Below are 12942 nucleotides of genomic sequence, written 5' to 3'. Positions count from 1 at the left end.
TTGTTACCTCAGATCCCGGCGGGAATGTTCAGCGGATCACGCTGCACGGAGCGCGGGCTGTTGAGCTCTTTCCACTTCGACAGCGCCTTCGCGGCAGAGCTGAAGGCCGGACGCGGCACGAACCGGCCCCGGCCCGGCTGCGGCTGGCTGTTCTGCCCCCAGGCCCAGATCACCTCGCCCCGGCTCAGGGTGTAACGCGCCTGGGCGGTCACCTCGTAGCCTTCGAAGACGTTGTAATCGATGATCGACTTGTGGTTCGCGGCGGAAATCGTCTTGGAAATCTTCGGATCCCAGACCACCACATCGGCATCCGCCCCGGGCATCAGCGCGCCCTTCTTGGGGTAGATGTTCAGGATCTTGGCGATGTTGGAGGACGTGACGGCGACGAATTCCTCCGGCGTCAGGCGGCCGGTTTCCACACCATAGGTCCAAAGCACTGCAAGACGTTCCTCCAGGCCGTTGGTGCCATTGGGAATCTTGGTGAAGTCTTCCAGGCCCATCTTCTTCTGATCCGAAGAGAAGGCGCAGTGGTCGGTGGCGACGACCTGCAGCGACCCGGATTGCAGGCCGGCCCACAGGCCCTCCTGGTGCTCCTTGCCGCGGAACGGCGGAGACATCACGCGACGGGCCGAATGCAGCCAGTCCTCGCTCAGGTACTCGTCATCATCCAGGGTCAGGAACTGCGCCAGCGGCTCGCCATAGACGCGCATGCCCTTCTGGCGCGCACGGCGGATGGCCTCATGCGCCTGTTCGCAACTGACGTGCACGATGTAGAGCGGCGTGCCGGCGGCATCGGCGATGGTGATCGCGCGGTTGGCGGCCTCGCCCTCGAACTCCGGCGGGCGGGACCGCGCGTGCCATTCCGGCCCGGTCTTGCCCTCTGCCAGGAACTTCTTCTGCATCAGGTCCACCAGGTCGCCATTCTCGGCATGGACCATCGGCAGCGCGCCCAGTTCGCGGCAGCGCGCGAAGGAGGCGAACATCTCGTCGTCCTCGACCATCAGCGCGCCCTTGTAGGCCATGAAGTGCTTGAAACTGTTCACACCATTGTCGACGGCATATTTCATCTCGTCGAAGATCAGCTCGTTCCAGCCGGTGATCGCCATGTGATAGCCGATGTCGGTGCAGATCTGCGGCGCCGACTTGCGGTGCCATTCGTTGATCGCGTTCTTGATCGACCCGTCGGCGCCCGGCAGGCAGAAATCGACCAGCATGGTCGTCCCGCCCGCGGCGGCGGCCCAGGTGCCGGTCTCGAATGTTTCGGCGGCGGTGGTGCCCATGAAGGGCATTTCCAGGTGGGTATGCGGATCGATCCCGCCCGGGATCACATAGGCGCCTTCGGCGTCGATATATTCATCGCCCGTCAGGTTCTCGCCGATCTCCTTGATCGTCTCGCCCTCGATGGCGACATCGGCCTTCCACTGGCGGTCGGCGGTCACCACGATGCCGCCCTTGATTACCTTGGTCATTGGTCGTCTCCCTGTTTGTCTCGCACCCGGCACCATCCATTCGACGGCTTCAAATACTCCGGGGGAGGCCGCGCCCGAAGGCGCGGGCGGGGGCAGAGCCCCCTTCTTGTTATTCCACGATCTCAGCCGTTTCGACGACCGCATGCAAGAGCACATCAGCCCCGGCCGTCGCCCATTCCTTGCTGATTTCCTCGGCCTCGTTGTGGCTCAGCCCGCCGACGCAGGGGCACATGATCATCGTGGTCGGGGCCACCTTGGCGGCCCAGCAGGCGTCGTGGCCGGCGCCCGAAACGATATCCATGTGGCTGTAGCCCAGGGTCTCGGCCGCATTGCGCACCTTCTCCACCAGCTCCGGCGTGAAGGTGACCGGATCGAAGTGGCCCACCGGCTCGATCGAGCAGCCCACGCCCAGCTCTTCGCAGATCTCGGCGCCGCGCTTTTCGATCTCGGCCCGCATGCCGTCCAGCTTGGCCTGATCGGGGGTGCGGATGTCGACGGTGAAAACCACCTTGCCCGGCAGCACGTTGCGCGAATTGGGGGTGAACTTCATCTGGCCCACGCCGCCCACGGCATTGGGCTGGGCCGCCATCGCGACCTCCTGCACCATCTCCAGGATCCGCGACATGGCGAGGCCCGCGTTCACCCGCATTTCCATCGGGGTGGAGCCGGTATGCGCCTCTTTCCCGGTCAGCGTGAATTCCAGCCACCACAGGCCCTGGCAATGGGTGACCACGCCGATGCTCTTCTCCTCGGCTTCCAGGATCGGGCCCTGTTCGATGTGGTATTCGAAATAGGCGTGCATCTTGCGGTCGCCCACTTCCTCCTCACCCTTCCAGCCGATCCGTTCCAGTTCGGCGCCATAGCTGTCGCCTTCCAGGTCGGTGCGATTGTAGGCATAGTCGAGCGTGTGGACACCGGCAAAGACGCCCGAGGCCAGCATGGCGGGGGCGAAACGCGCGCCCTCCTCGTTGGCCCAGTTGGTGATGACGATCGGGTGCTTGGTCTTGATTTCCAGGTCGTTCATCGTCCGGACCAGTTCCAGCGCGGCCAGAACGCCCAGCACCCCGTCGTATTTCCCGCCCGTCGGCTGGGTGTCCAGGTGGCTACCCACGTAGACCGGCAGCGCATCGGGGTCTTCCCCGGGGCGGGTCATGAACATGGTGCCCATCTTGTCGACACCCATGGTGCAGCCCGCGGCCTCACACCATTCCTGGAACAGGGCACGGCCAGCGGCATCTTCGTCGGTCAGCGTCTGGCGATTGTTGCCACCCGCGATACCGGGGCCCACCTTCGCCATTTCCATCAGGCTGTCCCACAGCCTCTCCCCGTTGATCTTAAGGTTTTCTCCGGGCGCGGGCATGGCTTGCCTCCGTATTCTATTGCGTCACTTGCCGTCGTCGTTTTGACCTTTTGGTCAAACGCGAGCCTAGCAGCGCGCCTTGCCCAGTCAAGAAATCCACTGCGCAAACATGCGTCACCCCCGGGTGCCAGGTGCATCTGCCTATTCGATCAGCGCTGGACATCGCTGTCCATGCGGTCAAAAAATATGTTCCAGAAAAACAATTGAGAAGACAGCGACTCCGATGCCCGATCCGGGTGTCGGGGGGCCGAAGGAGCAGAATCACCGCATGACGAAACCGGTCGCCCGCACGCGGATCCAGCGCAAGAACATCGCCCTCATCTCCGAAGCTGCCCTCTCGGTCTTCTCGACCCATGGGTTCCGCGGCTCCACCGTGGATCAGATCGCGAAAGAAGCCAATCTTTCCAAGCCGAACCTGCTCTACTACTTCCCCTCGAAGGAGGCGATCCACCGCCACCTTCTCTCCACCCTGATGGACACCTGGCTCGATCCGCTGCGCGAGATGGATCAGGACGGCACGCCGCTGGAAGAAATCCTGACCTATATGCGTCGCAAGCTGCAGATGAGCCGCGACCATCCCCGCGAAAGCCGCCTCTTCGCCAACGAGATCGTCCAGGGCGCCCCCCGCATCATTGAAATGCTGGAGACGGAGCTGAAGGAACTGGTGGATGAAAAGGCCGCCGTCATCCAGGGCTGGATGGACGCGGGCAAGCTCGCCCCGGCGGATCCCTACCACCTGATCTTTTCCATCTGGTCGCTGACCCAGCACTACGCGGATTTCGACGTGCAGGTGAAAGCGGTGCTCGGCCCGGAAAAACCCGATCCCTTCCCGGAGGCAGAGGCCTACCTGACCCTGCTCTTCACCCGCATGCTCAAGGTCTGAGGGACACTTCCCTCACCCCGCGCCGCCGGGATCGACGCCGATCTCTTCCATGTAGGCGCGCACGCAGCTTTGCACATGGCGGAAGCGGTCGCCGCCCAGGTGGGTCCCGCCGAACCAGCGGGTCACCACGATCACGTGGTTCTCCAGCCCGGCGCGTTCCAGCATCCGCAGGATGACCATGCCGGCGCCCGCCTCGCCGTCATCGGCCTTCACCGGGTCCCCCGGCAGCAGCAACGCCCAGGTATTATGGGTGGCCTTGGCGAATTTCTTTTTCCGTTTCAGCGCTTTCACCAGCGCTTCCGCCTCGGCCCGGCTGTTCGCCGGCCCACCCGCCACGGCGTATTTCGACCCCCGGTCGCTCAGCACGCCATCCAGTATCCGCAAATCCGTCATGCCCCACCCCTGCCCCGGCGCCGCGCGCTTGGCAAGCCTCCTGCGGCCCGGAGCCAGGGCATTTCAGGACCGACGAAAGGGCGCGTGATCGGTCCTGCGGACCCTGGACACCAACAGGGACGCCAACCGCAAAGACGAAAAAAAGGCGCCGCCCTTTCAGGCGGCGCCTTCCGTGGGGCCGATGGGTGGGGTGGCCCCTGTTTAACCCTGCTCCGCCGCCGTTGCGGCCGCGAAGGCAATTCCGTGTCTCCCCGGGTTGGCGTGGCTCCTGCCCGGCTGCGCCTTCACGCCACCGGGACCTTCCAGCCCCGAAGCCGGCACCCGCGCCAGCCGAAGGATAGAGGCCGGTTGCCTGAGGTCGTGGAAGCTTCGGTCACGCCTTTCGTCCCGTTGTTCCTGTCTGAACTCAGGCTGACACAGGTTGATTTTTATCAAATGGTAAATTGTTTACCAAACGGTATAAAATTGCTTTTCGACCGTCTGGTCCAGAATTTTGTTCAAATTTTAAGCAATCAAGCGATCACATCTTGCGTCCGGCCGCTGATGACCGCCGATCCGCCCAGAAATCTACCCATCAATCTGCCCATCAATCTGCCCGCAGGTCACCGCCACGGATCCGCCATCCCCGGACCACCTCCCCTGAAAACGCAAAAGAGGCCCGAAGGCCCCTTACCGGCCATCAGGCCGGACGTCTCCGGGCGCGGCCTGTTGCCAGGTCCCTGCGCCACGCGATCGGATCAGTTGCGGTTCACTTCACGATCAGGAACGCATCCAGGGATTCACCCCGTGCCAGCGCATCCTTGATCCAGGCCGGTTGACGGCCGCGGCCCGACCAGGTCTGGGTCGCATCTTCCGGGTTGCGGTATTTCGGCGGATTGACCTTGGCCTTGCGGCCGGATTGTCCGGTCAATTCCGAAAGAGAGAAACCCAGCTCTGCGGCCTTTGCTTCAAGCTCTGCCAGGGCCGTTTTACGCTGACGGTCCTCGTAGGTCTTGATTGCCGTGTTCACCTGGGATTGGAGCTTCTTCAGATCACCAAGGGACAGGGCGTCCAAATCAATATCCAGCATCGTTTGTCTTCCTTTACGTTTCGGGCAGGAGTCACCCTCCGTCCATTCGGCTACTTACACTGATACTTTTTCAATTGGCAACATCATCATCTAAAAATGAATTAACAATGCCGAGAATACGCTTCACATACTGTCCCGAATAGGTTTCTCGCCATTCAACAACGCTGCGATAGGCAAAAAAACGCCGAGCGACCAGGGGCGCTCGGCGAAATGGAACCGATGTTCATTTTTACGAAGCGACGCTATTGCGCGACATTCCTGTTTTCAGCGGTTCAGCACGCCCAGCTTTTCGACAACGTTTTCAATCATGCGCATCCCCGCTTCCTGGCCAAGGGACATGATGGATTCCGGGTGAAACTGGACCGCCGCGATCGGCAGGCTGCGATGCTCCACGCCCATCACGATCCCGTCATCAGACCGGGCCGTAACCCTCAGATCCTGCGGCAGGCTCGCCTCTAGCGCGTGCAGCGAGTGGTAGCGCCCGATGGTGACTTCATCACCAAGGCCATCGAAAACGGTTCCCGGATCGCAAATCTTAATGCGGCTCGGCTTGCCGTGCATTGGCTCTTCCAGCTGACGCAATTCAGCACCAGCATGTTCGCAAATGGACTGCAGGCCAAGACAGACGCCAAATAGCGCCAGCCCGCGCTTCAGCGTTTTGTCGATCGTATCCGCCGTTCCGAAATCGGACGGGCTGCCGGGACCGGGCGAAAGAACCACAAGATCCGGTGCGAATTCATCCAGCAATTCCCCGGCCACGGGGGTTCGGGTGGTCATCACCGTGGCTCCCGTCTGGCGGAAATAATTCGCCAGCGTATGCACGAAACTGTCCTCGTGATCCACCAGCAGGATCCGCCGCCCGGCGCCGCGTTTCAGGCGCGTCCCGTCTCCGCCGTCCTGATTGCTCTTCACGTCGCCGCGGATCGCGGCACGCATTGCGCTGGCCTTCAACTCGGTTTCCGCCTCTTCCGCGTCCGGGTCGGAATCGTTCAGCAGCGTAGCCCCCGCGCGCACCTCGGCAATACCGTCCTTGATGCGGATCGTCCGCAGCGTCAGCCCGGTATTCATGTCGCCATTGAATTGCACCGCGCCAACGGCACCGCCATACCATTTGCGGGTGGATTTCTCGTGCTTTTCAATGAACCGCATCGCCCAGAGCTTCGGCGCCCCGGTCACCGTCACCGCCCAGGCGTGGCTGAGGAAGGCATCCATGCTGTCCATCCCCTCCCGCAGGCGCCCCTCGATATGGTCGACCGTGTGGATCAGGCGCGAGTACATCTCGATCTGGCGCCGGCCGATCACCCGTACCGACCCGGGCTCGCAGACGCGGCTCTTGTCGTTGCGATCCACGTCGGAACACATGGTCAGCTCGCTCTCGTCCTTCTTGGACTGCAGCAGCGTCAGGATCTGCTCGCTGTCCTCGATGGCATCGCGCCCGCGCTTGATGGTGCCGGAAATCGGACAGGTCTCCACCCGGCGGCCGGTGACCCGCACGAACATCTCCGGGCTGGCGCCCACCAGGTACTCCTGCTCGCCCAGGTTCATGATGAAGCCGAAGGGCGCCGGGTTGATCTTCTTCAGCCGCTCGTAGATGGCCGAAGGGCTGTCCTTGCAAGGCTCGTAGAAGACCTGGCCGGGCACCACCTCGAACAGGTCGCCCCGGCGGAAGCTCTCCTTCGCTGCCACCACCAGCTTGGCATATTCCCCCGGCACATGGTCGCCGCGCGGCAGATCCTCGGGCCCCTTCACGAAGGGCTCCTCCGGGATACCGCCCGCCAGGCCCTCCGTGGTCAGCCCCCCGGCGCTGAACTCGTAGTGATAGCGCATGGTGGCGGTGGAATAGTGGTCGCTGACGATGATGTCGTCGGCCAGGAACAGCACCAGGTCGCGCTGGCCGTCGCTACGGTCCAGGCTGAAATCGATCGGCTCGAACTGGAAGGCCAGGTCATAGCCGAAGGCACCGTAAAGACCCAGGTGCCCGTCCTCGTCGGTAAAGAACAGATCGACCAGCGCGCGCAGGACAGAGAAGACGGAAGGCGCACGCGACCGCTCCTCCTCGCTCACCACCCGGGTGGGCTGGCGGATCTGCAGGGTGATCTCGGTGGCGCTGATCTCGGTCCGCTCCACCGCGTCCAGGCCCTCAAGCGCAGGCGCGATGATCTTCAGCAGGACCTCGCCACGCCCGTTCAGTGCCGCGATGCGCATTGCCCGGCCCCGCGCCTCGATGGCGATCGGCGGCTCGGCAAAGCCGAAGTCCCAGCGGGTGTAGCGGCCCGGGTATTCGTAGTTGGAGGACAAGAGCACGCCACGGCGCGAATCGAGCCGCCGCGCCAGGGCTTCCGTATCCGTCGGATAGGTGCCGGGCAGCTCTTTTCGGGTGACGGTCACGCCCCCCTTGGTTCGGAAGGTAAGATCGGTCATGTCAGCTTCTCTTGGCAGGGGCGGCGCGCAACGCTCTTGCGCAGGGCACTCGGGCCGGGGCCGCCGGGAATGGGGAAAGGGTCAGCGGGACGATGGAGTTACCATCGCCAGGAAAGCGGCCAGTTTTGCCATCGCTTCCCGAGCATTGCCCGTTTCCTCTCCTGGGCCCGAAGGGGCCGGAATGCCGCTTGTCGCCGTGACGGCCCCTGCCCTGCGTAGCGGTGCGACAAATGCCGATCCGATGCGCGGGTGCCGGTGCCAGTGGCGAAAGCCCCCTGTAAATCCGCCCTCCATCCGCCGCTGTCAAGCCTCGCCTTGCTCCTCTGCCCGCCACATGCCACTTCGAAGGGGCAAAACACCGAAGGACCCGTCATGACCCATGCTCCTGCCACGCCGCTGCCGCCCCTGCCCGACCGCCCGCTTTCGGTCTGTATCGTGGGCGCGGGCGCCATCGGCGGCATGATCGCGACCCACCTGGCCGCCGCCGGCCCCGCAGCCGGGCTGGCCTCCGTTTCCGTCATCGCCCGCGGGCCGCACCTGGCCGCAATCCGCGAAAAGGGCCTGCGCCTGACCAGCGCCGGGGAAGAGATCACCGCCCGCGTCACCGCCCTGGAAGATCCTGACGACCTGCCGCCGCAGGATCTGGTGATCTGCGCGCTCAAGGGGCACCAGGTCTCCGCCATGGCGGAAAAGCTCTCCCGCCTGCTGGCGCCGCACGGGCGCCTGATGGCCGTGGTGAACGGCATCCCCTGGTGGTATCCGATCCGCGACGGCAAGGGCGGCTTCAAGGGCGCGGAAGAGGTCGACCCGGGCGGTGACCTCTGGCGGCTGATCGGGCCGGAGCGGGCCATCGGCTGCGTGGCCAAGGTCGGCGCGGCAGTGCCCGAGCCCGGCCATGTCGACATCCCGATCCCCGGCTTCTACGAACTCGGCCGCCTGCCCGGGCAGGACCGCGCGGATGTGGAACGCGTGGCGCAGATCTTTGCCGCCGCCGGGATCGAAACGACGCAGCCGCAGCCCTTCCAGAACGCGATCTGGGGCAAGCTCCTGGGCAATGCGGCGCTGAACTCCGTCTGCGCCCTTTCCCGGGCAGAGGTCTGCACCATGGCGCAGGATCCGGTGCTTTCGGTCTTCGCCCGCTCCATCATGGAAGAGGTCTTCGCCATCGCCCACGCCGAAAAGGCGGATACCGGCATCACCCCGGCGGAACGCATCGCCGATGCCGCAGGCGCAGCCCCCTTCAAACCCTCGACGCTGCAGGACCTCGAAAAGGGCCGCCCGATGGAGATCGAACCGATCTTCGGCGCCACCATTGCCGTGGCCCGAAGCCATGGCATCCCCTGCCCCAACCTGGAACTGGCCACGGCGCTGCTGCGCTCCATCGACCGCGCCGTGCAGGGCTGAGAATTGGGGCCAGAGATAAGGGACGGGGGGCGGGGCGCCTCCCGCGCTGCGGGACAGTGCCGCACCCCGTAAAAACGAACACCCGGGACTTTGCAAAGCCCCGGGCGTCTTTCCTTTGCAAACCCCGCGCGCGGGGCCGTCGCGGCTCAGCGCAGACCGTCGAACTTGCTGATCTCATCGGCAGCCAGGCCACCCAGGCGGGCATGCACGCGCGGCCCCTTGGCCATGACCAGCGCATAAAGCAGCTCGTCGGCGCGCGGCCCCTCGGGCAGGCCCACTTCCATGGCGTCGAAATGGCTGCGCACATAGGCCGCGTTGGTGTGCCCCATCGGCACGTCCAGCCGCGTGCCCGGGCCGCCCTGCTTCTTGGACGAGGGCACGATGGCCAGGCTCTCGCCCAGCACTTCGCGCATGGAATAGCCCCCCGCGACATGCCACAGCGCCGCATGTTCCAGCTCGCCCGCCTCGCCGGCGATGCCGCCCTTGCCATAGGCATCGATCCCCTCGACCCCGCCCATGGCATCGACCAGCTTCTGCGCCATCAGCAGGCCCAGCGGCTTCAGGTCTTCCAGCGCCTGGGTCAGATCTTCCTGGTACATCCCCGCATAGGGGTTCTTCACCAGCGCCAGCACCGCACCGCGAATGCGCGGGCCGCTGTCGCGCAGCGGGCCGCCGTCGTGATAGACCTCTTCCAGGATGATTTGCGTCTTGCGCAGGGTAAATTCGGCCATCGGGCCCTCCGTTCCACAGCTCCGCCGGGCCGCCCCGGCTGTCTTGCTCCATGCCCCCGGGATCACCCCGGCAGCAAATCCGTCATCGGGCCCACCACGCGGCCCTGCCCGTTCAGAGCCAGGTGCGCCGCGCCGATCAGGCCCCGCCCGCGCAGCGCCTCGGCATAATCCGCCCCGCGCGCCAGCGCCTCATCCACCTCATCCCGGCTCAGCGGGCCAAGGTCAACCGTGACCAGCCGCGCGCCCAGGTCGCTGTCGGGCGACAGCTCCTCCGCCGGCATCCGCACGACCGCCCCGTGGCCCGGCAGATCGACCCGGTTGGCGATCATCGTCGCCGCCGCATCCGCCTGCGCCGCGCCCGCAGCCAGCACCGTCACAGCATCCGCGATGCCCAACGAATGGCTCCGCCCGCCCCGACCGGAGGTGGCGCAGCCCCTGTAGGGCGCCGTCCCCGGCACCTCCAGCACGCCGCCCGGCAGGGCCAGCCGCATCGGCTCCGCCCCGGGTCGCCAGGCGATGTCGCCACCGTTGTTGACCCAAAGCTTGCCGTCCGGCACCGCCCCCGCCATCGCGCCCAGGATCTCCTCCGCGACAGATCCGGCCACGGCGGCCATCGGCGTGATGAACTCCGGCGCAAAGGGCGCCACCGCCCGGCTCATCCTTGCGGCCACCGGCCCCCGGCCCAGCCCGCCTTCGCGGCGCAGCTCCGGCAGTTCGGCCACCAGCTCTTCCAGCAGCCCGTCGAAACGGCGACAGGCGGCCCCGTAGGCCGCCTCCCGCCCCGCCTCGGGGGCGAAACAGATCAGGTCGATCGGCCCCGCATTCAGGTGCAACCGCACCCCGTCCGGCAGCAGACCCGCCTGGATCCGCATCAGCAGGCCTTCTTCGCCTCACCCGGGAAAGGCGCGATCTTCGGCCCTGCCGCCGCATCCTGACCCAGGGCACGGAACTCGTTGTGATATTCCCCGCCGTTTTCCAGCACGTCCCGGATCGGCCGGATGGCGCCGTCATGACCGCCCAGCCCGACGTAGAGATCGCGTGGCATGGTGAATTCCAGCGGCGCCACCAGCGCGGGCGTCGGCACATAGCCGAAGCTGCCCGCGGGCATGTCCAGCACGTCGACCATCACCGTGATGCCGCCGCCCGGCCACAGGAACACCTCCGCCCCGCCCAGCGTCACCTTCACGTCGCCCGACTGCACCGCGCGGGTCAGCCGCACCGGGTTCTTCGTCACGCCAGACCGCAGCGACCCGCCGGCCCCGGCACAGAACATCACCGTGCAAAGCGCCGGCTCGCAGTTCTCCTCAATCAGCGCGACGCTTGCCTGCAGCGCCTCCGGCATCTCCGCCGGTTGCGGCTCCAGGTTCTCGTCCAGCACGTAATAGGCCGAATGCTCCCCCGTGGTGGAGACCATCAGCAGCCGCAGTCCGGGCCGCGCGCCCTTCTTCTCCAGCCACTTGTCGAGGATCGTCAGCGGGTCCTCGATATCCGTCCCGCCCCAGCCGAGCCCCGGCTCCGCGACCTGGAAATACCGGCCCGGCGTGGACCGGCGGCCCTTGATGCGGATGCCCGTGTCTTCCCAGCCGATGACCTTGCCCGCCTGGTGTTCGCTGACGACGCCGGTGATATGGTCATCGACCACCACCACCTCGTCCACATGGCCCTGCCACTGGGTTGCGAACATGCCGATGGTGGCCGATCCGCAGCCGACCCGCATCCGCGTCTCGGGCTTGCCGTCGACGATGGGGGCGCGGCCCGCCTGCACGACCACCGAAGACCCGCCGTCGATCGACAGCTCCACCGCCTCGCCGTTGCACAGCGCCATCAGGTTGTTGCAGGTCGCCCGGCCCTCGGCCTTCGATCCGCCCGTCAGGTGATCCACCCCACCCAGGGACAGCATCTGGCTGCCGTATTCGCCGGTGGTCACATGGCCGATCACCTCGCCATCCGCGCGCACGGCCGCGGCCTCGTCGCCCAGGTGGCGGTCGGTGTCGATCTTCACCTTCACGCCGCAGTAGGAATAGATCGCCTCGGTCACCACGGTGACCGTGTCCACGCCTTCCAGCTCCCGGCTGACGATGAAGGGCGCCGGCTTGAAATCCGGATAGGTGGTTCCCGCCCCCACGCCCGAAACGAACAGTTCCTTGCCAGTGACCATCTCGCCGTTCCAGTCGCCCGCAGGTGCCAGGAAGGGGCGCACCTCCTGCCCGGCGGCCAGGCTGCGATCCAGCACGGTCACCGGGTCGCACCGGACGATCTTGCCGTTTTCATTGGCATATCTGTCACATGCGCCGGTCCGCCCCTCGGCCACGTAGCACATGACGGGGCAGGCATCGCATCTGATCTTGTCCACGGGCGCCATCAGGGACATCCTTTCCAGGTTCGGGTTGCTCGCAACCACTCGCGATCCGAAAGACCGGAAGAACACCCCTGTTCGTTCCGTTACGTCACGCGAATTTCATTCGCATACAAACGGTATTGACTCGGAAGCCCGCCAAGTGTCAATGGCTTTCGAAATTGCCGCCAGACCGAAACGCCAGAGAGATTGATTTTCATGCATTACGACTTCGCCGACCAGGACGCGGCCAGCTACCGCCTTGATGAGCAGGTCGGTTTCCTGATGCGTCGGGCAAGCCAGCGTCACCTGTCCATCTTCGCCCAGCAGATGCCGGAACTCACCGCGACCCAGTTCGCGGCCCTGGCCAAGCTGTGCGAACTCGGGCCGACCTCTCAGAACGCGCTCGGCCGCGCGACCTCGATGGATGCCGCCACGATCAAGGGCGTGGCCGACCGCCTGCGCGCCCGTGATCTGGTCACCGCCGAACCCGATCCCGATGATCGCCGCCGCCATTACCTGATCGCCACCGATGCCGGTCGCGCCCTGTATGAACAGGTCGCCCCCCTCGCGCGGCAGATCAGCGAAGAGACCCTCGCCCCGCTGACCGAAAAGGAGCGTTCGCTCCTCCTGCAGATGCTAGCCAAGCTCGGCTGATCCGCCCGGGCCCCCTCCGGCCTGCGGACAGCCTGCAAATGCCACCACTCACGGACAGGCATCGGCACATGTTCTGGTAACGAGTAAACGAGGTGTGTCAGCCCTCCCGCCAATTTCCGGCAGAGGGTGACGGAGCCCGCCCGGATCCCCATGGATCCGGGCGGTTTTCTTTTGTCGGGCGTACTGAAGTCGGCCAGAAGTCGGCCTGTTTTCGGGCAGT

General features: G+C 65.3%; 11 protein-coding genes. 3 read left to right on the top strand and 8 right to left on the bottom strand.

Annotated elements, in window-relative coordinates:
* Positions 1–8: 8 nt before the first annotated feature.
* Positions 9–1469: a dihydropyrimidinase gene (gene hydA / locus AC2IR1_RS08040; protein WP_486475762.1), complete on the bottom strand. Its 1461-nt coding sequence runs from the start codon at positions 1467–1469 to the stop codon at positions 9–11.
* A 109-nt stretch (positions 1470–1578) separates the two neighbouring features.
* Complete coding sequence (locus AC2IR1_RS08035; RefSeq protein ID WP_486475761.1) at positions 1579–2829, bottom strand: Zn-dependent hydrolase; 1251 nt, start codon at positions 2827–2829, stop codon at positions 1579–1581.
* 268 nt (positions 2830–3097) lie between these two features.
* Here AC2IR1_RS08035 and AC2IR1_RS08030 point away from each other — a divergent pair, with 268 nt between their 5' ends.
* Complete coding sequence (locus tag AC2IR1_RS08030) at positions 3098–3712, top strand: TetR family transcriptional regulator C-terminal domain-containing protein (protein ID WP_486475760.1); 615 nt, start codon at positions 3098–3100, stop codon at positions 3710–3712.
* Between the two features lie 12 nt (positions 3713–3724).
* Here AC2IR1_RS08030 and AC2IR1_RS08025 read toward each other — a convergent pair whose 3' ends face one another.
* From AC2IR1_RS08025 to AC2IR1_RS08015, 3 genes are all read right to left on the bottom strand, one after another.
* Positions 3725–4096 (bottom strand): YigZ family protein, encoded by a 372-nt coding sequence (locus tag AC2IR1_RS08025; protein ID WP_486476383.1) that lies wholly within the window; start codon positions 4094–4096, stop codon positions 3725–3727.
* A gap of 757 nt (positions 4097–4853) precedes the next feature.
* On the bottom strand, positions 4854–5174 hold the full coding sequence (locus AC2IR1_RS08020; RefSeq protein WP_486475759.1) for an H-NS histone family protein: 321 nt from the start codon (positions 5172–5174) through the stop codon (positions 4854–4856).
* 264 nt (positions 5175–5438) lie between these two features.
* Positions 5439–7595, bottom strand: a complete 2157-nt coding sequence (locus AC2IR1_RS08015) for an anthranilate synthase (protein WP_486475758.1) — start codon at positions 7593–7595, stop codon at positions 5439–5441.
* Between the two features lie 372 nt (positions 7596–7967).
* Between AC2IR1_RS08015 and AC2IR1_RS08010 the strand changes: the two genes are divergently transcribed.
* Complete coding sequence (locus AC2IR1_RS08010) at positions 7968–8999, top strand: ketopantoate reductase family protein (protein ID WP_486475757.1); 1032 nt, start codon at positions 7968–7970, stop codon at positions 8997–8999.
* 146 nt (positions 9000–9145) lie between these two features.
* Here AC2IR1_RS08010 and AC2IR1_RS08005 read toward each other — a convergent pair whose 3' ends face one another.
* From AC2IR1_RS08005 to AC2IR1_RS07995, 3 genes are all read right to left on the bottom strand, one after another.
* Positions 9146–9730, bottom strand: coding sequence for an amino acid synthesis family protein (locus AC2IR1_RS08005; protein ID WP_486475756.1), 585 nt, complete (start codon positions 9728–9730; stop codon positions 9146–9148).
* Between the two features lie 62 nt (positions 9731–9792).
* Entirely contained in the window at positions 9793–10602 is an 810-nt protein-coding gene (locus tag AC2IR1_RS08000; protein WP_486475755.1) for a UPF0280 family protein, read from the bottom strand.
* A complete protein-coding gene (locus AC2IR1_RS07995; protein ID WP_486475754.1) occupies positions 10602–12092 on the bottom strand; it encodes a 6-hydroxynicotinate reductase in 1491 nt (496 codons plus the stop codon). Before AC2IR1_RS07995 ends, AC2IR1_RS08000 begins: the two co-directional genes overlap by 1 nt.
* A gap of 192 nt (positions 12093–12284) precedes the next feature.
* On the opposite strand from AC2IR1_RS07995, the gene AC2IR1_RS07990 reads away from it, so the two are divergent.
* Positions 12285–12722: a MarR family winged helix-turn-helix transcriptional regulator gene (locus tag AC2IR1_RS07990; protein ID WP_486475753.1), complete on the top strand. Its 438-nt coding sequence runs from the start codon at positions 12285–12287 to the stop codon at positions 12720–12722.
* Positions 12723–12942: the final 220 nt, after the last annotated feature.

Source organism: Pseudooceanicola sp. NS-SX8 (assembly GCF_057380755.1).
This window is presented reverse-complemented; position numbering and strand designations above follow the sequence as displayed.